Origin of the sequence: Planococcus salinus, from assembly GCF_003719725.1 — a bacterium.
GTDB classification, from domain to species: domain Bacteria; phylum Bacillota; class Bacilli; order Bacillales_A; family Planococcaceae; genus Planococcus; species Planococcus salinus.
In genome coordinates this window covers 102,890-127,851 of sequence record NZ_RIAX01000005.1, presented here as the reverse complement: position 1 = coordinate 127,851, position 24,962 = coordinate 102,890, and the positions used below count along the sequence as shown (strand labels likewise).

The 24,962-nt window shown below is 49.5% G+C and carries 27 protein-coding genes; 22 read left to right on the top strand and 5 right to left on the bottom strand.

Annotation, left to right across the window (positions count from 1 at the left end):
* Nucleotides 1–25 precede the first annotated feature (25 nt).
* The 6 genes from EEX84_RS08845 to EEX84_RS08820 all read left to right on the top strand — a co-directional run bounded on the left by EEX84_RS08845 (nucleotide 26) and on the right by EEX84_RS08820 (nucleotide 5,567).
* On the top strand, nucleotides 26–895 hold the full coding sequence (locus EEX84_RS08845; protein WP_338048380.1) for a MurR/RpiR family transcriptional regulator: 870 nt from the start codon (nucleotides 26–28) through the stop codon (nucleotides 893–895).
* Nucleotides 892–2,028, top strand: coding sequence for a M20 peptidase aminoacylase family protein (locus EEX84_RS08840; protein WP_123165271.1), 1,137 nt, complete (start codon nucleotides 892–894; stop codon nucleotides 2,026–2,028). The genes EEX84_RS08845 and EEX84_RS08840 overlap by 4 nt, the downstream gene beginning before the upstream one ends.
* 5 nt (nucleotides 2,029–2,033) lie before the next feature.
* Entirely contained in the window at nucleotides 2,034–2,870 is an 837-nt protein-coding gene (locus EEX84_RS08835) for a GNAT family N-acetyltransferase (RefSeq protein WP_123165270.1), read from the top strand.
* 1 nt (nucleotide 2,871) lies between these two features.
* The gene (gene menC / locus EEX84_RS08830) at nucleotides 2,872–3,981 is read left to right on the top strand and encodes an o-succinylbenzoate synthase (RefSeq protein ID WP_123165269.1); all 1,110 of its coding nucleotides are present in this window, start codon (nucleotides 2,872–2,874) and stop codon (nucleotides 3,979–3,981) included.
* A 57-nt stretch (nucleotides 3,982–4,038) separates the two neighbouring features.
* Nucleotides 4,039–5,106, top strand: a complete 1,068-nt coding sequence (locus tag EEX84_RS08825) for a YkvI family membrane protein (RefSeq protein ID WP_123165268.1) — start codon at nucleotides 4,039–4,041, stop codon at nucleotides 5,104–5,106.
* Nucleotides 5,107–5,291: 185 nt separating this feature from the next.
* Complete coding sequence (locus EEX84_RS08820) at nucleotides 5,292–5,567, top strand: hypothetical protein (protein WP_123165267.1); 276 nt, start codon at nucleotides 5,292–5,294, stop codon at nucleotides 5,565–5,567.
* A gap of 107 nt (nucleotides 5,568–5,674) precedes the next feature.
* Here the strand turns inward: EEX84_RS08820 and EEX84_RS08815 are convergent, their stop codons facing one another.
* Nucleotides 5,675–7,057: an LA2681 family HEPN domain-containing protein gene (locus EEX84_RS08815; protein ID WP_240033953.1), complete on the bottom strand. Its 1,383-nt coding sequence runs from the start codon at nucleotides 7,055–7,057 to the stop codon at nucleotides 5,675–5,677.
* A 284-nt stretch (nucleotides 7,058–7,341) separates the two neighbouring features.
* On the opposite strand from EEX84_RS08815, the gene EEX84_RS08810 reads away from it, so the two are divergent.
* The 7 genes from EEX84_RS08810 (at nucleotide 7,342) to EEX84_RS08780 (ending at nucleotide 13,168) form a co-directional block, all read left to right on the top strand.
* Nucleotides 7,342–7,788, top strand: a complete 447-nt coding sequence (locus EEX84_RS08810; RefSeq protein WP_123165265.1) for a VanZ family protein — start codon at nucleotides 7,342–7,344, stop codon at nucleotides 7,786–7,788.
* Nucleotides 7,789–7,949: 161 nt separating this feature from the next.
* Nucleotides 7,950–8,414, top strand: a complete 465-nt coding sequence (locus EEX84_RS08805) for a hypothetical protein (protein WP_123165264.1) — start codon at nucleotides 7,950–7,952, stop codon at nucleotides 8,412–8,414.
* On the top strand, nucleotides 8,389–9,090 hold the full coding sequence (locus tag EEX84_RS08800; RefSeq protein WP_158599103.1) for a sensor histidine kinase: 702 nt from the start codon (nucleotides 8,389–8,391) through the stop codon (nucleotides 9,088–9,090). The genes EEX84_RS08805 and EEX84_RS08800 overlap by 26 nt, the downstream gene beginning before the upstream one ends.
* Nucleotides 9,087–9,719, top strand: a complete 633-nt coding sequence (locus EEX84_RS08795; protein ID WP_123165262.1) for a response regulator — start codon at nucleotides 9,087–9,089, stop codon at nucleotides 9,717–9,719. The genes EEX84_RS08800 and EEX84_RS08795 overlap by 4 nt, the downstream gene beginning before the upstream one ends.
* Before the next feature lie 120 nt (nucleotides 9,720–9,839).
* Nucleotides 9,840–10,772, top strand: a complete 933-nt coding sequence (locus EEX84_RS08790; protein ID WP_123165261.1) for an ABC transporter ATP-binding protein — start codon at nucleotides 9,840–9,842, stop codon at nucleotides 10,770–10,772.
* 13 nt (nucleotides 10,773–10,785) lie between these two features.
* Complete coding sequence (locus EEX84_RS08785; RefSeq protein WP_123165260.1) at nucleotides 10,786–12,063, top strand: ABC transporter permease; 1,278 nt, start codon at nucleotides 10,786–10,788, stop codon at nucleotides 12,061–12,063.
* 1 nt (nucleotide 12,064) lies between these two features.
* Nucleotides 12,065–13,168 carry an ABC transporter permease gene (locus EEX84_RS08780; protein WP_123165259.1) on the top strand — a complete coding sequence of 368 codons (1,104 nt, stop codon included), beginning with the start codon at nucleotides 12,065–12,067 and terminating at the stop codon, nucleotides 13,166–13,168.
* Between the two features lie 119 nt (nucleotides 13,169–13,287).
* Here EEX84_RS08780 and EEX84_RS08775 read toward each other — a convergent pair whose 3' ends face one another.
* Entirely contained in the window at nucleotides 13,288–14,157 is an 870-nt protein-coding gene (locus EEX84_RS08775) for an SDR family oxidoreductase (RefSeq protein WP_123165258.1), read from the bottom strand.
* A gap of 200 nt (nucleotides 14,158–14,357) precedes the next feature.
* Between EEX84_RS08775 and EEX84_RS08770 the strand changes: the two genes are divergently transcribed.
* The 3 genes from EEX84_RS08770 to EEX84_RS08760 all read left to right on the top strand — a co-directional run bounded on the left by EEX84_RS08770 (nucleotide 14,358) and on the right by EEX84_RS08760 (nucleotide 17,250).
* The gene (locus EEX84_RS08770; protein WP_123165257.1) at nucleotides 14,358–15,809 is read left to right on the top strand and encodes an amidase family protein; all 1,452 of its coding nucleotides are present in this window, start codon (nucleotides 14,358–14,360) and stop codon (nucleotides 15,807–15,809) included.
* Nucleotides 15,810–15,931: 122 nt separating this feature from the next.
* The gene (locus EEX84_RS08765; protein WP_123165256.1) at nucleotides 15,932–16,273 is read left to right on the top strand and encodes a hypothetical protein; all 342 of its coding nucleotides are present in this window, start codon (nucleotides 15,932–15,934) and stop codon (nucleotides 16,271–16,273) included.
* Nucleotides 16,274–16,443: 170 nt separating this feature from the next.
* A complete protein-coding gene (locus EEX84_RS08760; RefSeq protein WP_123165255.1) occupies nucleotides 16,444–17,250 on the top strand; it encodes an ABC transporter ATP-binding protein in 807 nt (268 codons plus the stop codon).
* 109 nt (nucleotides 17,251–17,359) lie between these two features.
* Here the strand turns inward: EEX84_RS08760 and EEX84_RS08755 are convergent, their stop codons facing one another.
* Nucleotides 17,360–17,962 carry a general stress protein gene (locus tag EEX84_RS08755; protein ID WP_123165254.1) on the bottom strand — a complete coding sequence of 201 codons (603 nt, stop codon included), beginning with the start codon at nucleotides 17,960–17,962 and terminating at the stop codon, nucleotides 17,360–17,362.
* Between the two features lie 234 nt (nucleotides 17,963–18,196).
* Nucleotides 18,197–18,595 carry a DUF2512 family protein gene (locus EEX84_RS08750; protein ID WP_123165253.1) on the bottom strand — a complete coding sequence of 133 codons (399 nt, stop codon included), beginning with the start codon at nucleotides 18,593–18,595 and terminating at the stop codon, nucleotides 18,197–18,199.
* Between the two features lie 358 nt (nucleotides 18,596–18,953).
* Here EEX84_RS08750 and EEX84_RS08745 point away from each other — a divergent pair, with 358 nt between their 5' ends.
* The 4 genes from EEX84_RS08745 (at nucleotide 18,954) to EEX84_RS08730 (ending at nucleotide 22,160) form a co-directional block, all read left to right on the top strand.
* Nucleotides 18,954–19,445, top strand: a complete 492-nt coding sequence (locus EEX84_RS08745; RefSeq protein WP_123165252.1) for a hypothetical protein — start codon at nucleotides 18,954–18,956, stop codon at nucleotides 19,443–19,445.
* Nucleotides 19,446–19,578: 133 nt separating this feature from the next.
* On the top strand, nucleotides 19,579–20,358 hold the full coding sequence (locus EEX84_RS08740) for a creatininase family protein (protein ID WP_158599102.1): 780 nt from the start codon (nucleotides 19,579–19,581) through the stop codon (nucleotides 20,356–20,358).
* Between the two features lie 194 nt (nucleotides 20,359–20,552).
* Nucleotides 20,553–21,089: a DUF2179 domain-containing protein gene (locus tag EEX84_RS08735; RefSeq protein ID WP_123165354.1), complete on the top strand. Its 537-nt coding sequence runs from the start codon at nucleotides 20,553–20,555 to the stop codon at nucleotides 21,087–21,089.
* Between the two features lie 165 nt (nucleotides 21,090–21,254).
* The gene (locus EEX84_RS08730; protein ID WP_158599101.1) at nucleotides 21,255–22,160 is read left to right on the top strand and encodes an AEC family transporter; all 906 of its coding nucleotides are present in this window, start codon (nucleotides 21,255–21,257) and stop codon (nucleotides 22,158–22,160) included.
* A gap of 44 nt (nucleotides 22,161–22,204) precedes the next feature.
* Here EEX84_RS08730 and EEX84_RS08725 read toward each other — a convergent pair whose 3' ends face one another.
* Entirely contained in the window at nucleotides 22,205–22,615 is a 411-nt protein-coding gene (locus EEX84_RS08725; RefSeq protein ID WP_123165249.1) for a GlcG/HbpS family heme-binding protein, read from the bottom strand.
* Between the two features lie 194 nt (nucleotides 22,616–22,809).
* Between EEX84_RS08725 and EEX84_RS08720 the strand changes: the two genes are divergently transcribed.
* Both EEX84_RS08720 and EEX84_RS08715 read left to right on the top strand, forming a co-directional pair.
* Nucleotides 22,810–23,283, top strand: a complete 474-nt coding sequence (locus EEX84_RS08720; protein ID WP_123165248.1) for a C40 family peptidase — start codon at nucleotides 22,810–22,812, stop codon at nucleotides 23,281–23,283.
* A 235-nt stretch (nucleotides 23,284–23,518) separates the two neighbouring features.
* On the top strand, nucleotides 23,519–24,721 hold the full coding sequence (locus EEX84_RS08715) for a cation:proton antiporter (protein ID WP_123165247.1): 1,203 nt from the start codon (nucleotides 23,519–23,521) through the stop codon (nucleotides 24,719–24,721).
* Nucleotides 24,722–24,962: the final 241 nt, after the last annotated feature.

Here is a 24,962-nt window from a genome sequence, read left to right as displayed (position 1 = left end):
GTACTTTAAAAAGGCGGTTGTGAAAATGACAGAGATGACATTAAAAGAGTTGATCAATAGCCATTATCCCGAGCTTTCAAAAAGCCAAAAGATAGTAGCGACGCATGTGCTGGACCACCCTCGGCAAGTGGCACTGAAGTCAGCGCATGAATTGGGCGCAGTGATCCATGTCAGCGAAACGACAGTGATCCGCTTTTGTTACAGCTTGGGTTTATCAGGCTATGGGGAACTGCAGAAAGTGATCCGGGAACAATTGCTGAATCAGGAAAGCAGCCTAACTGCTTACCAGCAGGGAAAAGTGGAACTGGAACAGCAGTCGCATCTTTTTTCGCAAGTAATGGAGCAGGACAGAAAGATGATTTCAGAGACCATGGCACAGATTCAGGAAGCGGATTACGAGCGGGCAGTGGAACGTTTGGCGAAAGCCGAGAACATTTATATTCTTGGCCTTCGTTCTTCTTTTACTGCAGCCAATTGGCTGGCTTATACGATCGGACTGGTCAGGCCGGACGTAAAGCTGATCCGTCCGGAAACGGAAGATGTGATCCAGACCATCAGTGAAATGGATGAACGGTCGGTGCTCGTGGTCATTTCGTTTCACCGTTATTTGAAGGAGACAGTCCGGATTGCGGAGCTTGCCAAAAAACAGAACAGCTTTGTCATCGGCATCTCCGATTCACAACTGGCGCCGATCCATGCAAGCAGCGATATACTGTTTCCGATCTATTCGCCGAACAAGTCGACATTGGATGCCACAGCTTCGTTGTTTTCATTCATGAATGCCATCGTCGCCGGCTTGGTCGTGACGGACAGGGAAGCGTTTGAAAAAAGGCAGGAAAAATACCGTTCACTGGACAGTGATTATTTATTCGTGGAAGGGACAGGAAAAAGATGAAAGCAGCCGTACAAGAAGTGAAACCTATAGTCGAAGAAGTCTTTCAGCACTTGCATACACATCCCGAAATCAGCTGGAAAGAAGTCGAGACGACCAACTACTTGAAGGAATTTCTGGAAAGGGAAGGTATTGAAGTGGAAACTTTTCCGGATTCGACGGGACTAGTTGCAACGATGGGAACAGGAAAACCTTGCGTGGGACTTCGGGCAGACATCGATGCGCTGTGGCAGGAAGTGGACGGCGAATACCAGGCGAATCATTCCTGCGGCCATGATGCACACATGACGCTGGCGATTGGTGCATTGCTGGTACTGAAAAAACTCGGTATTCCCGAAAAAGGCCGTCTGAAAGTGATTTTCCAGCCGGCCGAAGAAAAAGGGACGGGTGCTTTGTCGTTGATTGAAAAAGGAATTGTTGACGACATCGATTATTTGTATGGTGTTCACCTGCGGCCGGTTCAGGAAGTCGAAGACGGTTACGCTTCTCCGGCCATTCTGCACGGATCAGCGCAAACGATCAACGGCCAGATTAAAGGGACGGATGCCCACGGGGCGCGACCGCAAGAAGGACAAAATGCCATTGAAGTGATGGCGCTGCTGGTGCAGTCGATCCGTTCGATTCACATAAATCCGATGGTGCCGCATTCAGCGAAAATGACGATGTTCCAGGCTGGCGGAGAGTCAGCGAATATCATTCCGGGAAACGCCGTTTTCAGCATCGATGTCCGGGCACAGACCAATGAGGTGATGGACAAACTGTCCTGCCAAGTAACAAAAGCCATTGAGTCGATCGCTAACCTGGCCGGCGTTATGATTCCCTATGAAGTCAGTGACGAAATTGCCGCCGCAGAAGTGGATGAGACAGCTGTGGAACTCATGGCGCAATCCATTGAGGAAACAGTGGGACAAGATTTCCTTGTGCCGCCGATTGTCACACCGGGTGGTGAAGACTTTCATTTTTATACATTGAAACGGCCATCGGTGAAAGCGACGATGTTGGGTCTGGGCTGTGGGCTGACCCCAGGGCTCCATCATCCGAAAATGACGTTCAACCGTGACAGCCTGACAACCGGCATTGAAATATTGGCGCGTACCGTCCAGCATACATTTGAACGGCTTGAAAAAAGGAAGTGACAGAAATGGAAAAGCAAGTAACCATCCGAAAACTGGAAACGAACGACGATATGCGGCTGATTCAAAAGCTCGAGCGTGAAGTATGGGACATGGACCCGATTCCGACCCATCAGACTTTTACCGCTTCAAAGAACGGCGGCATTTTGGTTGGTGCTTTCCATGAAGAGAAACTGATCGGCTTCAGCTACGGGTTTGCTGGATTCAACAAAGGAAAATCGTATTTGTGCTCCCACATGATGGGAATCCATCCCGATTACCAGTCACAGGGAATCGGCCGGATACTGAAGGAACAACAGCGGAAAGAAGCGCGGGACATCGGTTATGACCTGATCACGTGGACATTTGATCCGCTGGAAAGCAAAAATGCCTATTTAAACACCTCACGGCTTTATGGCATCTGCCATACCTATCTGGAAAATTGCTACGGAGAAATGGATGACGGGCTGAACCGTGGCCTGCCGACCGACCGCCTCCAAGTGGAGTGGTGGATTTCCAGCAGCCGAGTCGAAAACAAATGGAAACCTGGACCGGTCCGTTTCCAGCAACCCTATCGTGTAACCGAAACGCCGACCGGCTATCCGGTGATTGACATGGAAACAACGGAAGCGGCGCTGTCAGAGGAAGGCGTTGAAGTTCCGATACCGAAGCAATTCCAGCAAATCAAAAAAGAAGACCCGGCACTGGCAATGGACTGGCGCATGAAAATCCGCGGCATCTTCCAGCAGTTATTTGCCGACGGATTTGCTCTTGTCGGCGTCCGGAAAACCGAAGAAGCAGTTCAATACTATCAATTTGTCCCCCGGAACACGATTCCGCTGGAGCAGGCAGAAAGAGGAGAATGATATGAAAATTAAAGAAGTCAATATCTGGAAAATGAAAATGATGATGAAACAGCCGTTTACGACGAGTTTTGGTACGTTCCAGGAGAAAGAGTTTCTGCTGGTGGAAGTGAAAGATGAACAGGGAAATTCGGGCTGGGGAGAATCGGTGGCATTCCATTCTCCGTGGTACAGCGAAGAAACGATGGAAACGAACCTGCACATCATCCGCGATTTCCTCGTTCCGATTGTCCTGGAGACAGACATTGGCCATCCGGAGGAAGTCCATGAGCTCTTTGCGCATTTGAGAAAAAACAATATGGCCAAGTCGACCGTCGAAGGCGCTGTCTGGGATTTGTATGCGAAGCGGAATAACATGCCGCTGGCAGAAGCGCTGGGTGGCAAACAGGAAAAAATCGAAGTGGGCATCAGCATCGGCATCAATGAAAACATGGAAGAACTGGTCGAAACGGTTCGAGGCTTTGTCGAACAAGGTTATAAGCGCATCAAAGTGAAAATCAAACCGGGATTCGATGTCAACGTGATGCGCGAACTGCGGAACCAGTTTCCGGATGTGCCCATGATGGCAGATGCCAACTCGGCATACCGGCTCAAAGACGTCGAACTGCTGAAGGAGCTGGATGAATTCAACCTGACGATGATCGAGCAGCCGCTGGCATCGGATGATATCATCGACCACGCCAAACTGCAGGCGCAGTTGAAGACGCCGGTTTGTCTGGATGAAAGCATCCATTCGCTGGAAGATACCCGAAAAGCTGTGGAACTGGGTAGTACGAAAATCATCAATATTAAAATCGGACGCGTCGGCGGCTTGACGGAAGCCAAAAGGATCCACGATTACTGCATGGAGCAGAATATCCCGGTATGGTGCGGGGGCATGCTGGAGTCAGGGGTTGGACGTGCGCACAATGTGGCGCTCACCACGTTGCCGAATTTCGTGTTGCCGGGTGATACGGCCGGATCTTCCCGTTATTGGGAAGAAGACATCATCACACCGGAAGTGACCGTGGAAGACGGTTATATCACCGTTCCGAAAGCGAGTGGCATCGGCTACGAAGTAAACCGCGAAACTCTTGAAAAGTACACAGTGGATACTTGGCAATACAGTAGATAAGCCGTTGCGGCGGCTTCGGAAGAGACATGGAAAATATAACTTAACGGGGGAAAGAGCATGAAAAAGAGTTTCCAAATCGGAGCAGCGTTCATTGGTGTCATTGTGGGGGCAGGATTTGCGTCTGGCCAGGAAGTCCTGCAGTTTTTTACAAGTTTTGGTGCATGGGGAATTATAGGAGCAGTCATCGCTGCGGGATTATTTGCTTTTCTCGGCATGAACCTGACGCAGCTAGGAAGCCGGCTGCAGACCAAATCGCATCAAAATGTCATCTATCATATTTGTGGAAAGTACCTGGGAACAGCCGTCGATTTTGTCATCACCTTTTTCCTGTTCGGCGTTACGGTTGTCATGTTTTCCGGAGCCGGTGCGATTTTTGAACAGCAATTCGGCATTTCGGGTCTGATCGGCAATATGCTGATGGCGGCACTTGCCATTGTCACCGTCCTGTTGAACGTCAATAAAGTCATTTCCATTATCAGTACTTTTACTCCCATTTTGCTGCTGGCGGTTATTATCCTGACGATTTATTCGTTGGTGAATTTCGATTTCGCCTCAGCTGATTTTGAGGCGGCAGCCGCAAGCCAGGCAGCTCCTCACTGGCTGCTCGGCGCCTGCTTGTATGTGTCATATAATTTAGCAGCCGGTGCAGCGATGATGACTGTTATGGGCGGTACCGTGAAAGATGAGAAAGTGGCCGCATGGGGTGGTATTATCGGCGGGCTTGGCCTTGGATTGTTGATCTTATTGATCAATATCGCCATGTTGACGCAACTGAGCGGAATCGCGGCTGTTTCAATGCCGACACTATTCATGGCCAACAGCATCAGCCCGTTACTGGGGGCTGCTATGTCCATCATTTTATTGGGGATGATTTACAATACGGCTGTCGGAATGCTTTATGCGTTTACCGCTCGCCTTGTTAAACCTGATACACCGAAGTTCAAGATTTCTGTAGGCGTTTTTGGAGTCGTCGCCTTTGCTTCGAGTTTTGTCGGCTTCGTGACATTGGTTGGCACGGTGTACCCGGTCATGGGTTATTTGGGCTTCGTTTTAATCGCAGCCATTGTCTTTGCCTGGTTCCGTAAGAAAAAACCGGTGCCCGCAGGGAAAGCAGTAAGTTATTAAATTAAAGAGTAGCGTGCGAAATCGAATGGCTGAAAATGATTGATTTCATTTTGTTAAAAAAGAAGTTTGCAGTTCTCCGGTTCTCCGCTTTGAAAAACAGAGTTCCAGATAAACGTTCAAACGATTAAGTTCAGCGGGAATGGGGTAAAGGATACCATACTGATTTTAAACAGGAGGAATTCATCATGACCAGAAAAGGGACAGAGGGACGTTCCCCTCAAAAAAATATAGGTGCCAACGAGTCAGCAATCGATAAAGCCGTCAAGAAGACAAAAGACGCTGTTGGCGGTGACAACGAAGAAGTGAAATACAACGACGAGGAAGTTGATACATTTTCTTCAAGCGATGAATACAAGGGTGAGCAAGGCAAAAGAGTAGCAAGCGCCGAGCCCGGAGAGAAAGTCGCCGAAAGCCGGGAAACCGATGAAGAAAGAACCACCAGAGACGATGATAAAATCTGATCCGAAGCTTTCTCACCAAGGTTAGAACAAACCAAAAAGCCGTCCCCCTAAACAACATAGATTGTTTAAGGGACGGCTTTTATGCGCTCCGTAGGGAATCGGGCACCTTATTTTGCTTTTAAATCCACAGCATAGCGCAGATACATAAGCGCTGTACGGGCCTTAAACGTCAAGGTCACCGCCATGCGTTCGAGTTCTTTCTGCGTCATCTGGTGTTTTCGGAGCTCGCCGGTCTTTACTGCAGCTTCCGGCGACTCGACAACTTGCACGAAGCTGCGTTCAAGCTGATGGCGCAGCTGTGTCGCCCGGATCATCGGCAAACTTTGCCGGTCGGAGCGCTCGTAGCCGAAAAGTTCCTTCGACAGCCAGTACAGCGCCTTCAGGGCATCATTTTTCGTATCTTTAATGAATGGTTTGAGCGGCTTTTTCGGGTGTTCTTCTTCAAACCAGATGCGCTGCATGCTCGTCCGCGGTAAATCGACTTCGAGTTTATAAGCATGGTTCAGGAACAGCGCAATTTTATCGAACAGCGAGAAGGCATGGCGGTAAACCGATTTGAGCTGTTCAGTGCGGTCGTAGCCTCCTTCAGCTGAAACCTCGGAATCTTCCAACGCTTCGAACAGCGTCCAGCGCAGCGCCGTGAATTCCTGCATGAGCGACTTCAGAAAGCTTTCCAAAAACTCCGCCTGTTCTTTGTCGTCTCCGGCAGGGCGGTAACGGAACGTCTCGATTTTGGAAGCTTTCGCAGGATCGATGTCATTCGCGCCGTTCAGCAACAGCCGGTGTTCTGCGCACCATTCACGGTACTGCTTTTGTTTGCCTTCAAACAGATTCAGCGTATAGCCTTCCGTAACATCGACGGCGCCGAGTTTTTCAAGCATGCGCTCCGCCAGTTGCAGCCGCTGGCCATACAAAGCGCGTCCTCGTTCATCGCTGATGTCCTGCTGTGCTTGACGGAGCAGGTCACGCGCTGTATGAAGCCCCTGCGCTTTTTCGAATTGATCCCGCAGGAACGTGGAATACATGACGAGTGCCCAACCCCGTTCAGCATTCTGCCGCTCGTAAAAAGGCTCGCCTTCTTTTTCGGCCATGTCATCGAGAACAGCCAACGCATCAATCGACCGGCCCGTCGGCAACAGTGCCTCCGCATAAGCCAGACAGATTTGGTTCCATACTTCCGGCGGTACCTTGCCGCGGAACTGTGCCATCAGGTTTTCAAACAAAAACAGCTGCCGCTGCTTCATCGGGCTGTTCCAGTCTTTCTGCAGTTGGTGACGGATGGCCAGGTGGCCGCATTCCAGCAGCACAGCGAGCGGATAGGCGGCCTTGTTCATCAGCCGCTTTTTCAAATGATCGCTCAGCTCTTTGATCTTGCCGGGATGTTCTTCTTCTTTCGACTGCTGGAACTCCTGGAGCAACAGCTGTGTCGCCTTATATAAATCATTTACTTCAAATTGTTCCAGATCTTCCGCCTGGACAATGTCATTCACGATAGCCAATCGAATTCCTCCTCTGGGTTGAATGCTTCTTTTTATTATTGTAACGGAAAAAGGAAGGAAGGGTCATCTAAAGAAAGAAGAATTCTCATAATTGGATGAGTACAGTAGATTTCGAATCAGTTGTGTCACCAATGTATGGTTACATATATCGGGAAAACTGAATTTGAATGAAGTGTAAAAAATTTTGTGTTTTTGTGGTAAAGTAATGAAAAATAAAAACTGGAAGTTATGTAGGTTGCCCAAGAGATAAACATTAAATGAAAAGGACTTAAAACATGTCGAAATTCAAAATCATCATTCTTGCTGCCGTACTGGCCGGCATCTATTATTTATCCAATCAACCCGCTTCGCAGTCCTGGGAATTGAGTATGGTCATCACGGAAAACCTTTTTTACATAATCGACGTCGTGTCGCCTGCAGCGGAGACTTCCATAGGCGAGCTGCATACATTGATCCGGAAAAGCGCTCATTTTCTCGTGTTTTTACTGCTCGGCTTTGCAACAGCCAGTGTGGTAAAAGGGAAAGGGACGCTTCAGCTTCGCACAGTGGGAATCGCTCTGGGGATCTGTATCGCATTTGCGGTGCTGGACGAAACTCACCAGCTGTTTGTAGTGGGCAGAGGAGCGCAAGTCGAAGATGTATTCATCGACAGTTTTGGCGCAGCCATCGGAATTGGGGTATACGGGCTCGCTGCCAGGTCGCGTAACAGGAGACGTCAGTGAAAGTAGAAGCTACATAGAAGAAAGAGAAGCCGTTTCCGCAAACATATAGGATTTGTGGAAACGGCTTTTTTGAATTGTGTCTGAATTGTACGCGTGCCTGGTACTCAAGAAGGAAATTCAACGGACCGGAACGAATGAACATATAAAAGGAGAGGGAATGAATGCGTTCATACTGGATTTGGCTGCTGTTTCTCATTGTCGCCTGGTTGTTGGCCATTGCACATTTCGGAGTGAGTCTGTCTGACATGCCGCTGCGCATGATTGGAAGTGCCTGTTTCTTTGCGCTGTTTTTCCTGTCGCCGCTGCTTCGGCAGCAGAATGGCTGGCATTTTCTGCTGTTCATCAGTCTGGCCGCATTGGCGGTTGCTGCTCTATGGCCGCGTCCGGAAATGATGCCGAATCCGTATATTCTGCTGGTGTTTTCAATTGTCGCAGGAAAAGCAGTGTACCGTCTTCATCCGGTACAGGCGGGAATTACGGGAGCGATATTGGCGGCGGGCGCAGTGATTCCGTATTTGGTGGGGCTTCCTGCCATGCCGATTGCCTTTTTGCTGCTATGCACTGCTGCTGGCCGCTGGATTTACAGTATTCCTGCAGATCTTGAATCGCTTCGAAGAAACGGCTGAACGCAACGAGGCCTTGTTGACGGAATACCGGAAATTGAAAAGGCGTGTGTCGGCGAATGAGAAATCGGCCAGACAGGAAGAACGGACACAGATTGCACGGGACATTCACGATTCGGTTGGCCATAAACTGACGGCGCTATTGATGCAACTGGAAGTGTTTCGCCTGAAATCGGACGGCCAGGCAGCGCAGCAATTCGGGGAACTGAAAGCGCTCGCCAAAGAAAGTTTGGAAGAGACGAGAAATGCAGTGAAAACGCTGAAGCACGAAGAAACAGGCGGAGTGTCGGCGATCATTGCGCTGATCCGCCAGCTCGAAGCCGAGAGTTTTCTGCGCATCCACTTTTCCGTGAAAGCCGGGGCATTTTCAGCCCCTCTCGGAAACGAACAAATGACCATTGTCTACCGGGCTGTACAAGAGGCATTGACGAATATCATGCGTCACGGCGGAACACGGGAAGCGGACATTGTCTTTGACGTTCCCGGTGGCAGCATATTCCGTTTTGCCATCACCAATACAGTTCCCGAAAAAACGATGATTCGCGAAGGGTTCGGCTTATCATCGATGCGGGAGCGGATTGAACAGGCCGGTGGCAGATTGGATATCATCCAGACGCATGGTCAGTTTACGGTTCAAGGCACATTGCCTTTGCCGGTAAAGAAAGAGGTGAAAGTATGATCCGGATTTTATTGGTCGAGGACCAGGTCATGGTACGGCGGGCGTTGAAAATGATGATTGAAACGGATGCTGAAATCCAAGTGACGGGGGAAGCGGGAAACGGCAAAGAAGCAGTCGACCTGTGCGAAACCAATGCTTATGACCTCGTCATCATGGATATCCGCATGCCGGTGATGGATGGACTGGAGGCAGCACGCATCATTCATTCCCGCTGGCCGGACCGGAAAGTATTGATGCTGACGACATTCAATGATGATCAATATGCCCTGGAAGCCTTAAAAAGCGGAGCACGGGGATATTTGCTGAAAGATGCTGAGCCGGAAGAGCTGATCCGCTCGATCCGCAGCTGCCTATCCGGCGGGCTTGCGCTCGAAGACCATGTTGCGGCGAACGTCATGCCCAAGCTGATTCAGCGGACAAAACCTGAACAAGCGGACCCGTCGCTCACTCCACGCGAATTGAGCATTATCAGCAGGATCGGCGAAGGGCGGAGCAACAAGGAAATTTCAGAAGAACTCGGCTTGTCGGTCGGCACGGTGAAAAACCACATCAGCCTGATCCTCGACAAACTCGAACTGCGGGACCGCACACAAGTGGCAATTTATGCGATTCGGCACGATCTGGTATAAAAAGTGACGGAAGTCATGAAATTAATGAAAACAAATGACGGAAGGCAGTGTGCGCACTGTCTTTTTCATTTTATACTGAACCCACTGAAGCTCGAAAACCAAACAAGGGAGGCAGAAACCATGCTTGAGACGGAGGAACTGACAAAAGTCTTCAAAAGCAAAGCCGCAGTGGATGGCGTCAGCCTGTATTTGGATAAAGGGGAATCGGTCGGCTTGCTCGGCCCGAATGGCGCAGGAAAGTCAACAACCATTTCCATGATTTCGACTTTGTCCAAGCCGACTACCGGAGATGTCCGACTGGACGGGAGAAGTGTCGTCAAAGATCCTGGAAAAATGCGCAAGGTCCTGGGCGTGGTACCACAGGAAATCGCCCTTTACGAAGATCTTTCCGCCTACGAAAATCTGCAGTTTTTCGGCCGGATCTACGGCCTTTCCGGAAGCCGGCTGGAACAGGCGATCCAACAGGCGCTTGAGCTGGTCGGTTTGAAAGAACGGCAAAAAGAAATCGTCAAAACCTATTCCGGCGGTATGCAGCGGCGCATCAATATCGCAGCAGCCATGATGCATGAGCCTGAACTCATCATCATGGACGAACCGACAGTCGGCATCGATCCGCAATCCCGCAGCCATATCCTCGAAATGGTGCGCCAGCTCAATAAAGAAAAAGGCTTGACGGTACTGTATACCAGCCATTACATGGAAGAAGTTGAACGGCTGTGCGACCGCGTCTACATCATGGATCACGGCACTATCATCGCTTCCGGCACAAAAGACGAACTGAAAAGCATCCTGTCGGGTGAAGAGACGATTTGGATTGAACTCGACCGTCCCTATCCGGAGTTGTTCGCTGAACTGGCCGCGCATCCCGAAATCGTCCAGGCAGCTGAAACGGAAAAAGGAATCAAATTGATCATTCCAAAAGGCAAACGGATTCTGGGCAGCATCTTTCAGTCGGCCGAACGCCATCAGGCACAAATCCTCAATGTCAACGTGCAGACCCCGACATTGGAAGATGTCTTTTTGCATCTGACGGGAAGAAAACTGAGGGATTAAGGAGGAGCTGAACATGTGGGCTTTTTTAAAAAAAGACATCCTCGTGCTGCTGAGGGACAGGACCGAATTGGCCGTGCTGCTTTTGATGCCGTTCATCCTCATTGTCATTCTGGGTTTTTCGCTGAGGGGCTTATTGATGGGCGATACAGAAGCGTTGAACATGCAGGTGGCACTTGTGCAGCACGACGATGAGCAGGCGGGAATCGAGCAATTCACCGGGGAGCTTGAAGCGGCGGCTGTTCCAGATCAGGCGGCCGAACAACTCGAGGCAGCAGCTGGACAGGTCAGTCCGTCCAGTCTGCTGCAGTCGGTGCTGTCTTCCCCGGAACTTGAAGAAATGCTTGATGTCATGGAGTTGGACGAAGAGGCAGCGCGCCAGGCCTTGCAGAATGAAGAAGTCACAGCGATTTTGACGATTCCTGAAGACTTCACACTGCTGGCATTGCGGAACATGCTGCTCGGCGAAGGACCAGGAAGTGAACTGGAGCTGACTGTTGCAGATACGACCTCGACACGGGCCAATGTTTTTCAGGACATCCTGACAGATTTTACGCGCTCCTTGAATTTTGAAACCGCTGTAGCGAGAGCAGCAGCGGCAGAAGGAGGAGCAATCTCGGCAGAATCACCGGCGGTTCAACTTGGCGGAGTGGAAACGGTGTCCGCCCGTGAGCCGGTCAATTCGTTCCAGTACTATACACTCGGGATGGCGGTCATGTTTGTACTGTTTGTCAGTTCGACCATCGCCGGCAAAGCGAATGTCGAAAGGCAGCAGCATGTGTTCAACCGGATTTTGCTGACGAACCGCCATCCATTTGTCTACTTGAGCGGGAAAGTACTTTCGTCCGCACTGATTTCGTTCTGTCAGTTGTTTGTCCTGTTTTTGTTTTCGACCATCGTGCTGCAGGCTTTTGAATGGAATTCACTGGAATTCTGGCTGGGCATGGCGGGCATTTCAGCAGTTTTAGCGGTTTGTGTCGGTGCATTGGCGGCTTTGTTGACATCTCTGACGATGCGTTTCAACTCTGATGCCATCGTGACGGTGTTCGCGGGCGGTATCGTGACGATTCTCGCTTTTCTGGGTGGCAGTTTCATACCGGTCAGTGAGATGCCGGGGTTTCTGCAAGCGTTCGGTGACTGGACACCGAACGGCGCATCGATGACGGCTTATCTGAGCTGGATTCAGGAACGGGACATGACCCGCGTTATGGATCCGCTCAGCCGTGTTGGCGGAACAGCTGTTGTGCTGATTGCTGGGAGTCTGCTGCTGTTTCCGACAAGGGGAGGGGATTAGTATGACATCCGTCTTTTTATTGCAATGGCAACGGTTCCGGCGGGCACCTTTAATGGTATTGTCGTTTTTGGCCTTGACGATTGTGTTCGTCATGGTGATGGCTGGGTCGAATCCTGGAAATTCGATGACTGTTCCGACGTATGCTCATCCGGCACTTGCCGAACAGCAGCAGGATGAGTGGCTGGAGCAGCTGAATAAATCTGAAGGACTTCAGTTTGAGCTGGTGGAAGAACAGGAGGCAAGACAGGCAGTGCTGGACGGGGATACCGGCATGGCGCTGCAGTTGATGGAAGACGATTACCGGTTGCTGATAGTGGCGGATGATCCGAACCGCTTTGAAGTCGAAAGTTACATCAACCGAACGTATGCTGAAGAACTCCGCATCCGCCAGCTCGAGCAGCAAAGCACTTCAGGAGAAGCCCGGGAACGCGTGGCGGAGATGCTGGAAGAGCCGGCGCTTACGGTGGAGACCCAGTCGCTGGAAGGGGAGCAGGAGTCGTTTGTCTATGACGGACAGCTGCAGATGCTGTTTGGCATGGCGCTGTTCTTTTCCATCTACACGATCATGTTCAGCTTGATGAAAATTGTTGAAGAAAAGAAGTTTGGCACATGGAACCGGCTGATTTTGTCGCCATTGGATAAATGGCAGGTCTATATGGGGCATCTGCTGTACAGCTTTACCATCGGTTACGTCCAGATTGTCCTGGTGTTGGTGCTGTTCAAGTACTTGTTCAATTTCGATGTCGGCGACCAATTCGGTTTGCTGCTGCTGATCACCGCTGTTTATACGTTTTCCATCGTGGCTCTCAGCATGCTGGTGATGGGGCTGGTTCAAAGCCCTCAGCAATTGCAGGCGGTGGTGCCGATTGTAGCGACCGGCATGGCGATGATCGGCGGCGCTTTTTGGCCGATTGAGCTGGTCACCAACAATATGCTGCTGGCGATTTCAAAAGTGCTGCCGATCACTTATGGGCTTGATGCGTTAAAAAGTGTCGCCATCCACGGGCGGGGATTGACGGAACTGATGGAACCGATTGCCGTCATGCTGCTCATCGGGGTGGTCTGCATGGGCATCGGAATTAACTTGATGGAGCGGAAGCGGTGAAAAGGGTGAATTGTTTGTGAATTGTTTGTGTGCCTGGCACTGACGCAATTAACGAAGAAGCCGCTCCGGTAAACACATCGCGTGTGCCGGAGCGGCTTGCATATGTTCAGCAATTTGGCTTATTTGGCATTTAAGGCTTGTCTCACCGTTTCTTCCAGCGACGTCTCCTCGCCGATCAACCTTTTCAAATCTTCGGAAGTCCGGGCTGTTTCGCCTCCGGCAATTGTTTCATGGATGGACGCAGTGAACGCCGCGGCACCTTCAGGCAACCCTGCATTCTGCAGGTATTCGACTTGTTCTGCAAACGATACGTTCCGGTGCTTCACTTCTTTCCCGCTCACCCGGCTCAGCACTTCCGCCAGTTCATCGAATGACCATGTCTGGGATGAGACGAAATTGTAGATTTGGTTCTCGTGCCCTTCTCCTGCCAGGAGTGCAGCCGTCCCTTTTGCCAGGTCGTCCCGTGTCACGGTGTTCAATTGGCCACTGTCCGTATTCGTCACGATTTCCCCGTTTTCCACATTTGCTGCGAGCCCCGGATTGATAAAGACATCCGAATACAGTGAATTGCGGATGAACGTATACGGAATGCCGGTCGTCCGGATGGCGTATTCAGTGGAGAGATGCAAAAGGGCAAGCGGCAGTTTCGATTCATCAGCGAACGCGATGCTGGTGTAGAAGATGTGGCCAACTCCCGCATCCCGTGCAGCTTTTACGGCGTTTGCATGCTGCACGACCCGTTTCGGATCATCGTATTCGGGACTCGACACCAGAAGGAGCTTGGTAGCATCTTCGAACGCATTCGGCAAAGTGACCGGCTCGTCATAATCGCCGAACCGGATTTCGACGTTCGTCCCTGCCAACTGCTGACGCGCTTTTTCAATGTTTCTCACAACCGCCACAATTTTTTCAGACGGATTGTGTTCCTGTAAATAGCTGATCACGGCATGGCCGAGTTGCCCTGTAGCACCTGTAATGGCAATGGTCATAATTGGCTTCATCCTTTCTTTGTATCAATAGGGTTGTCTTTTTATTACCCTCATTCGAAATGAAAGAAACGGGAAGAATTGCGCGTGTGCCTGGCACTCGCTCAATTAGGTGGTAAACTGGATTTTGTGAAGTATGAATGTTATCGAAACTGATGAAGCCGCAGCATCGATGAACAATGCCGAGAAAAGAGGGAGAAGACTTGGAAAATACAGCATTTACACTGGAAGAAGCGACCATTCGAGACATACAGCAGGCTTTTGAAAAAAAGCAGCTGACATCCGTGGAGCTGGTCCGCTATTATTTGGAGCGAATCGAGAAATTCGACCGCAATGGCCCGAAGATCAATTCGGTGTTGAATCTTAATCCAGATGCACTCAAAACAGCAACCGAGCTGGACAAAAAAAGGGGTCAGGAAGAACAAGGACCATTGTACGGCATTCCGGTGCTGGTAAAAGATAATATCGATACCGCTGACAACATGCCGACCACAGCAGGGACCATCGCCCTTCAACAGAATTTTGCAAAAGAAGATGCCTTTATCGCCGCCCAGCTGAGAAAAGCCGGCGCCATTATCCTGGGCAAGGTCAATTTGAGCGAATGGGCATACTTTATGACGCAGAATGTGCCGAGCGGCTATAGCGGACTTGGTGGACAAGTCCTGAACCCTTATGGCGTCGGTCGATTTGAAGCAGGAAGTGTCGGTGGTTCGAGTTCCGGCACCGGCGCCAGCATTGCCTCAAATTTCGCGGTGGTCGGCATCGGCACTGAAACTTCCGGTTCGATTCTGAGCCCGGCCAGCGCCAATTCCGTCGTTGGCATCAAACCGACTGTCGGCTTGATCAGCCGCACGGGCATCATTCCGATTTCACACAGCCAGGATACAGCTGGACCGATGGCGCGCACGGTGGAAGACGCAGCAATTACACTGGGGATTCTGACGGGCGTGGACGACAAAGATCCGGTGACTCAATCAAGTGCTGGAAAAGCGCTGACTGACTATACGCCTCATCTGAAACATGACGGGTTGAAAGGGGCTCGGATCGGCGTCGACGTGACTTTCCTGAATGACGAAGAACCGGACGAACGGGCGATCATGGATCAGGTAATGGAAGACTTGAAATCGCAGGGGGCCCATGTCGTGGAAGTGACAATTCCCGTACAGCCGTTTAAGTCGGATGTATTGTGGTATGAATTTAAACGGGGGGTCAATAATTATCTGCGCAAAGTTTCAGATGACGTTCCGGTGAAATCGCTGGCCGATGTCATCAAGTTCAATCAGGAAGACCCGGAAATCCGGATGAAATTTGACCAGCTGGAATTGGAAAAGGCACTGGCAATGAGTGATGACCCTGAAGACCCGACCTATTTGGAACACCGGGAAACAGACCTCCGGACATCAGCTGCCGAAGGAATCGATGCGGTGATGGCCGAACATCAGCTGGATGCCTTGTTGTTCCAGGACAACCGCGGAGCGGCGATTCCGGCAAAAGCAGGCTATCCTTCAATCACTGTGCCGGCCGGCTATACCAATAATGGCATGCCTGTTGGTGCCACATTCAGCGCGATGGCTTTCAGCGAACCGAAATTGATTGAACTTGCCTATGCTTATGAACAGGCCACGAAAAAACGGGTGGCGCCCCATTTTGAATAAGGACTCCTCGGAATTGCGCGTGTGCCTGGCACTCGAATTGCACTCGAATTGCCAATTCACCGATTCACAGAAGGACTTGCTTTTGGCGTGTCGAAGTAGTTCATGAAAGGAGATGGAAAAGCATGAGTATGCAACAAATTGTCGCAAATGACTTAGTGCACGATGAGTACGGAAATTATTATCAAGTGGTGGGAACTCAAACCGATGAAGAAAAGTTGACGGCTCTTGAAGTGTCGAACCTTTATTTTGAAATATCGTTCCAAACTGCCAGCGAAGAATTGGACGATACATATAAAGGGCAGCCGGTGGGGAATTACTTACAGGAACAGCTCAACAACTACATTGAAGCGATGGAACGGAACAACCGGCCAATCTATGCGATTCGGGATCTAATGGTCAACCAAATCACCGTCTATGCCGTAGATATTACAAAGCCTCATCCAAAAAGCAATCAGACCAGCTGATGCAGCAGAGCGTCTCTTCGGAGGCGCTTTTTATATGGAAATTGTGCGCGTGCCAGGCACACATGCAATTCTATTTGCAAGATTGCCATCGAAATGTTTGTTATTTTTTGAATTCTTGTACTATTATAAAGAGTATCTTCTTAATAATGGAGCAAACAGGGGGAATGACGATGATTCTGGAACTGGAAAATGTCTCGAGAAGAAGAGGGGACAAGATGCTGTTGAACAATGTCAATTGGCAAGTCAGAGAAGGCGAACATTGGGTGCTGTACGGTTTGAACGGTGCAGGCAAGACTTCGTTGCTGAATCTGATCAACGCCTATTTTTTTCCGACGGAAGGAAAAGTGAGCGTGCTGGGAATGGAATTCGGCAAAACATACCTGGCGGAAAAACTGCGCCAGCAAATCGGCTTTGTCTCTTCGTCGATTCAGCAGAAAATCAGTCCGCACGACAATGCCTATGAAGTGGTGTTGAGCGGCGCGTTTGCTTCCATCGGCCTGTACCAGGAAACGACAGAGGAAATTGACCAAAAAGGCGTCGACATCCTGAAGGAACTGGGCTGTCTGGAGTATGCCAACCGGAAATACGAAACCTTGTCTCACGGCGAGCGGCAACGTGTCCTGATCGGACGTGCGTTGATGGCAGAACCGGCGCTTTTGGTTCTGGACGAGCCGACGAACGGCCTGGACTTTATTGCACGGGAGGAATTGCTGGAATCCATTGAGAACATCGCCAAAAAACCGGATGCGCCGACCATTATTTACGTGACGCATCACGTCGAAGAAATCCTGCCGGTGTTCGATAAGACGCTGTTGCTGAAAGACGGCGAAGTATTTGCATCAGGGAATACGGATGAGCTGATCACCAGTGAATTGCTGTCGGAGTTTTTCGGCATGCCGGTGAACGTCATGTGGAGCAACGACCGGCCGCTGCTTTCCAAAGTACAGAACCGCACCTCGGCCGTTCAAAATGTTTAAACCGATTTACAACAAAAGACCGCTTGCTTTAACGGCGATAAAGCAGAACTTACATGAACGTCCTAAAAATGCCTCCTTCATCTTTACAGCTGAAAGAGGCATTTTCGCGTCAGAAATCCCGCTTCCGTTCTGTCTCATGATTCAGTTTTTCGGCATCCACCACATTGCCTTGTTCGTCTCTGTACATGCGCGGGTTTGATGTATCGTACTTCTCGAACAATTGGTGGACATGCTGTTCACGGGTTCTTTCTGTATCAACAAGGACCACGATATTCCCTTCATTGAGATACCGTTCATACTCTTTTGCGTGCTCTTCCGGGATGCCCGCTCCAACCAGAGCGCCGACAATTCCGCCTCCCCCGGCGCCAATGCCTGCACCGGTCAGACCGGCGACGACCGGACCGGCTGCTGCAATCGGTCCGATACCCGGAATCGCAAAGAGACCGGCGCCGAGCAATGCCCCAATGGTGCCGCCGAGGATTCCGCCGGACGCTGCTCCAATGCCCGCTCCTTTGCCGGCATGCTGTCCCCGTTTGCTGCTGTCCGTTTTGATGGTTGCGTTTGTTTCATGCTGAATGTCGCTGACGTCTTCGCCACTTTTAGCAAACACTGAAATGTCATCGATACTGTGCCCTTTCAGCTTCAGTTCTTCGATGAGATGAATCACGTTTTCGTGTTCTTTGAATACGCCGCCGATGATTTTTCTGGCCATTGGCTTTTCCTCCTTCATAAATTCGTACATTCACTTAATACCCCTTGAGTAAGGCTGGCTAACCCACTAAGGCCAACGGGCAGAAAAGAAACTGACTGCAACGCGCAATCTGAAATGATTCGTATTGAACCAGGAGAGACGCGGGACAGCCTTTATGGGAATAAAACAAAATAACCGCTGCCATTCAGAAACTTCTCTGACGGACAGCGGTTATGTTCGTGTTCCCGGCGTTTGTTATTTCGCCGATTTGTATTCATTGTACTCAGGCATGACTTTTTGGTCCATGTATAGATGGAAAAACCATTCACCGGCAGCTATGACCAATGATGAAATGAGTGCGGGAGCTACCATCTGTGCCATGTCGCCGGTCAGCAACTGACCTACAAACCAGATGACGAGAAATGCCAGCAGAAAATCCGAAAACGTGGCAATGCTGTTGCGCGTCGTCTGATCCGACGGCTTTCCGGCATTCAGGAAAATCAGCAAGTCGCCCATCATATATGCGACAGCGCTCAACGCCAGGCTGATCAATAATGTATCCACAAATGACACGTCAAAAATCCAGGTCAGCACGATCAGCAGCACAGCTGCGATCATAACAAATTTAATAAGGAATGCAATTAAGTGCCTCACAAGCCATCTCCTCCATTTTTAAGTCGTCTTATGAAAGATTTACCCGTTCTCTTGGAAAATAACCTGGTTTTGAGTGGATTAGAGAGATTTTTGCGGAAGGAATTTGTGCCGGCAAACATGAAACGGCCCCTAATCGCAAATACGAATGGCAATAAACCCTGAAATCCAGAGGCGTAAAAGACGGCAAAGCTGCAACTTAAGGGCTTAGACTTGAAAGCCGTAATTCACGCACCAAAAGCCGCAACTCATTTTTTCAAAAGTCGCCGGCTTGAGTTTTTCCGTTTTGGCCTCCATTGTTTTTCTCCGCACACAAAGGGAAAAGGAATAATGCCAAAGAACAGGGGGAAGGGGGAGCGGAATGCTGAAAATCTTATACCGTCTCAATTTCCGGCAGGCAGTCCTGATCGTCAGCATTCTGAGTCTGCCATTGTTGTTTTTGTTATATCGGCTTGGCTTCGATACATACCGTGCGGCTTTGTGGGCAGGGCGGATCGGTGCCATTTATTTGATGCTGGCGTTTATCCTGTATTTATTTTTGTACGCCATCAGCCACTTGCCGAAAAGCAGCGGACGGCAAAAGCTCGTGACATTCACTCGCATTTATATCCGTTTCCACAGTTCGCTTGCTGCCATCGGCTCTCTTTTTATTGTCTGGCATCTGGCATTCATGCTCAGCCAAGTTTCCATGACTCCGACTGGCATCGCCGGATATGTGACAGTCCTTGCGTTGCTGCCGCTTTTGGTGACGGGGTATATGAGAGGCAGGAAATCTTCCGGATTGCGAAGACGCATGCACCGGTACATGGCTTTTTTGTTTATCGGTGCCGTGCTGATTCATGTGTTCGTTTAAGCAAATCGGCAGGAGGTATGTTGTTGCAAATACCGGTCACCCACAGAATGTGCTGGTCAAGAAAAAGGGTTTGCCGCTGTTTTATGGAATTATTCCAGAGCATGAAATTATTTGGAAGGGAGCGGAAACTCGAATGCCCGTATACAAATGGAACGAAATGAGCCGGGAACAAATTGGGGACCTGGCAAAAGAGGCGATGGTGGTTGTGCCGATTGGCGCCACTGAGCAGCACGGTCCGCATTTGCCGGTGGAGACAGATAATGTAATCATCCAAGCCGTTTCACAACAAAGCGTGGAAAAAGCGGGTGCACAAATTCCGATTGTCCTTGCACCGTTGATTCCATTCGGCTTTTCCCACCATCATTTTCTCTACCCGGGGGTTTTGTCTTTATCCATTCAAACTTTAATCACCGTGCTCAACGATCTTATTGAAAGTGTCATCAAGAGCGGCTTCACACAGATCTTCATAGTAAATGGCCATGGCGGCAATGACGAAGTGATTCGTCTGGCGGCGAGGGAAATGGCATTGAAGTATCCGGTTACGGTGGGGGCCGCGTCATACTGGACAGTCGCAGCCGAAGAAATGGGGGCTTATGCCAAGCAGCACCAAATCTCCGAATTACCGGGACACGCGGGGCAATTTGAGACCTCTCTCATGCTCGCTTTGCAGCCGAATCATGTGCAATTGGAGAAACTGTCGCTGGCTTCAAAAGAACGGCATGCTGCAGGCAAAAGCGCAGGTCCAGGGAAAGTGATGGTGGAGAATACAGAAAGCTGGAAGCAGATTGACGGATTTACGGACCATCCCGAAAAAGCCGAAGAGCAGTTGGGCAGGGATCTGCTGAAGATCATTTCAGACAAAGTGGCCAGTGAGCTGATTGCCTTTTATGGCAGCCGGGATGCCGCCGACTAAGCAATAAAAAAGCGTTTGCCGCGACTTGAAACGTTGCGGCAAACGCTTTTTTTGTACACGGAAAAAAGAGGCGGTCCAGGCGGTCTGGTATCTTAACCAGGTTTACCTTTGCCTTATCCGGGAAAGAATAAAATATCAAAAAAGTAAAATGGAAGAAACTTAAATTTAAAAAAGAAAGTAGGGTAATTTTGGAAATGAATCCTCTCTTACTGGTTGTTGTCATTTTCATGATCAGCCTCAGCTTTGTCACATTGTCGACCATTCGAATGATTTTAACGTTAAAGGGGTTCCAATACTTAGCCGCAGCCTTGTCTGTATTGGAAGTGATCATCAATATACTTGGTTTGGGACTGGTGCTCGATAATTTATCTGCCATCCAGAATTTATTGGCGTATGCGTTTGGCTTTGCCGCCGGGGTGGTTGTCGGGTCTAAAATTGAAGACAAACTGACATTGGGTTATGTAACAGCCAATGTCGTAACGCAGGACAACTCGGACCAATTATCCAAGCAATTGAGGGAAAGGGGTTTTGGAGTCACCGATTGGCAGGCGAACGGTTACGAAGGCGAGCGCCGTTCCCTTCAAATTCTGACACCGAAAAAGCATGAAACCAAACTGTACAGGACGATCAAGGAACTGGATCCGAGGGCGTTTATCGCCACGAATGACGTCAAAACCATATATGGCGGGTTCTGGATCCGTACTGTCAGAAAAGGAAGGTTATTCAACTGACGACTTTCCCGAAATTATCAAAAGGCCGGCGGGTGCCGGTTTTTTTTTATGGCTTGTCATACCTCTAGTCAAAGGCTGTCTGGTTTTTTAATCTTTCTTTCAGTATAATAAATGGTTAAAGAGAAGAGGAAAGACTCTTTTCGTTCTTGTATTGGAAGTGACAAAATGATCATTACAGAAATCCTGAATGTCGTGCTGCCTGTGTTCATGCTTCTCGGAGTCGGCTTTTTCGTTGGCAAATACCTGTCCATCGATTCAAAATCGGTTTCCGATATATCCATTTACGTTTTCAGTCCCGCGCTTTTCTTTTACTCGATTTCCACTTCGGAAATGAACATGAGCGACCTGGGTCGCATCATGCTGTTTGCTTTTATCTTATTTTTTATGTTCGCGTTATTCATTCATGTAATGGGAATGATTTTCAAGTGGACCGTTTCGTATAAGAACACATTAATGCTCGCCAGTGGCTTTCCGAATGCCGGAAACTACGGCCTTCCCATCATTTTGTTCGCTTTCGGGGAAGAGGGAGTCGCGATCGGCATCATTTATCTTGCCATGCAGTCGTTTTTGATGAATTCGGCAGGGGTGTTTTATGCTTCGAACCACCACACAGTGCCGAAAAAGGATATTTTCCTGACCATCATCAAAATGCCCGGAATCATCGCCATCATTGCGGCTTTGCTGCTGAAGATCGGCAGTGTTTCCATACCGGTGGCGCTATTGAATGCAACGGACCTGCTCGGACAGGCTTCGATTCCGACGATGCTGACGCTCCTTGGCATCACTTTGTCATCGATACAGATCAAAAATGTCATCGCTTTTATCGGCACTGCAACGGTCTTTAAACTGGTGGCGTTTCCACTGATCGCTTTTGGCCTGCTGCAATTGATGTATCCGCCTGGGTCACTGGAAGCGAAAGTCCTGTTGATAGGAGCGGCAACGCCGACAGCCGCGACAACGACCTTGCTGGCCATTAAGTTCCGGATGAATCCGGACCTGGTGTCAAGCGGCATGTTCGTCAGCACGCTCGTCAGCATCATTACCATCCCGATTCTCTTGTTGATGTTGTGAAAAAAGCCTTGGAATCGATGGATTCCAAGGCTTTTCTCGGTTTTTTACAGTTCATCAAAAGCTCTGACAGCCGCTTCCGAAACTTTAATATCATGCTCGACAGCGCTGCCGCTCGCACCCACTGCTCCGACGACTTTGCCGTCTTTCATCAGGGGAATGCCGCCGCCGAATACGACAATGCGTCCGTTATTGGTCGTGTTCAAACCATACAGCTCGGCATTCGGGACTGTTGCTTCCGCCAATCCGGCTGTCGGCATTTTCAAGGCAACGGACGTCCATGCTTTGTTCTGAGCAATATCGACACTTGCAAGCCAGGCGTCGTCCATCCGGTGGACCGCCACCATATTGCCGCCGTCATCGACGATGGAAATGACCATCGCGACCCCCAGATTCGCAGCTTCCTTCTCCGCTGCATCAATCAGTTTCTTCGCTGTTTCCAATGTAATCTTTTCCATTTTCATCGCTCCCTTTCCATAACCGGTTCTGTTTTAGATCGTTCCAGTCCAGTCTAACACAGCAGGAATATTCATTCAGTTTAGCGCGTCGTGCTCCTTTCAAAACCGTTCCAAAGACTTTTCGGAGTAGGCATTTTATAATAGAAGAAGATAGAGTACAGAACGAAAAAATTCCTCCGGAGAGGCGGGACATCATGCTGAAACAATTCGATATCATCTTTTATAAAGGGGAATCGTTCATCTCCCGCGTCATCCAGCGTGTGACGAACAGCGAATACAGCCATGTGGCGTTCGTATTGGATGCTCTGCATTTACTGCAGTCGGATTGGCGGACGCCTGTCTCGATCCATCACTTGGCCTATCCTTACGGCCATTACGATATTTACCGTTTGAAAATTTCGCTGACAGAGCGGGAAGCGGAATCGGTGTTCATGTTCATCCGTGAACGATTATCCGCCGCCTATGATTGGAAACTGATATTCAGCCGGTTTTTCCATATCGTCATCGGTACGCCGATATTTAAATCGGAAGATCGATACAATTGCGATGAATTGATTGTGGATGCATTCCGGCATGTGGGCATCAACTTGATCGCCGAAGATGTCATCATGACGCCGGACACCTTGTCCAAAAGCCCTTTGCTCGAAAAAGTGGCAGAAGTGAATTAGCCGTATCAGGAGAAAGCCACTTCTGATACGGCTTTTTCGTATGATAAAGGAGAGAATGCCGGAAACGGTGTTTACTGTTCGGGAAGAAAGGCAATGATTGAAAGAAGAGCTATTTAAATATGAAGAAACTGTTTCATGAATGACGTCCCAAAAGCGCAAAGAGTGGGGATTGCATGTAAAACTTGCTTTTGCGGCTTTCGGCCAGTTGCCATTATAAGGGAGAGGAGCAATCGCTTTGGTCGCCCATCAAATTTTGATTCTGTTGTTCATCGGCTATCTGATTTACACAATTGACTTGAAAAAAGAATATTTTCCGGTGCCTGTAGTGCTGGTGGTAATTGGGATGGGGTTGTCCTTTATTCCTTTTTTTGATTCCCTTACTGTTTCAAAAGAAATCATCTTTAACGTATTCCTTCCGGCTATTCTTTTCACTTCCGCTTACCAATTTCCGCTGAAGCATTTGAAAAAGTATGCGGGAATCATCGCCGCGCTGAGCACGGTCGGATTGATGGCCACTGCTGCGTTATTGGGGCTGGGGATTTATCTGGTCAGCGGGCCATTCATTTCAATTTCCATGACAGGTGCTTTCCTGCTGGCCGCCATCCTGATTCCGACGGACCCGGTCTCCGTCACTTCCATTTTGAAACAAAGCACAGGAGCGGACGATATCGCTGACATGGTCGAAGGGGAATCCATGATCAATGACGGCACCAGCATTGTCATCTTTACGATTTTTCTGTCGATGTTCCAAACAGGGAACGGATTTTCCGTCGGCAAATTCATCACGGATTTCCTGCTGGTGTCATTGGGGGGAATTGCCCTCGGCCTGTTGTTCGGCTGGCTGCTCAGCAAAGCCATCCATTTTACGCATGAAAAACAATACCAGGTGATGCTGACGGTCGTCGTCGCATACGGTGGCTTCTACATCGCTGAAGCCATTGGTGTTTCAGGTGTGCTGGCGACAGTAGTGGCGGGCATTCTGGTTTCTTTCGAATTTGGACGTGAAATCCATGAAACCAACATCAAAGAATCTTTGGACGGCTTTTGGGATATTGTCAGTCCGACGCTGTTGTCCATTTTGTTTTTGTTGATTGGAACGCGAGCAATGGATTATCTGGTATTTCCGGAATGGGGCATTGCCGTGGCCATCTTCCTTTTGTCTCTCATTGCGCGGTTTGTCGTCCTTGGCGGCTTTGTCTACGGGGTACCGGCATGGCGCAACCAGTTCAACAATGATTTCACGACTATTTCACTTTTGACGTGGTCCGGCATTAAAGGCAGCATGTCTGTTGCCCTGCTGCTGTGGCTGGAAGAAGCGGCTTCTGAAGGAGACCAGCTTCTTGTTTCGCTTGCGTTTGGGGCTGTTCTGTTGTCCTTGGTTGTGCAGAGCATTGGGATTTATCCGCTGACGAAATTTTTGAGCAATAAGGAACAGTAAGCCTTGTCGTCCTGATTGCCAATGTTTATTGTGCTTTCTCTTTTGAAATTCGTTGCCCGGCGTTTCGTCCTATAAGCATCAGTTAAAAGGACGGAAGTGAAAACATGAAATTTCAATACTACCGATGGTTTTTGTGCTTTTATGGTTTTTATAACGAAGGCGGCTTATCTTGCGTTGCTTAGCCATGTTTAGGAGATTCCAATTCGGTAAAAACACTAGTATGAGAGACCATTTTGGAAAG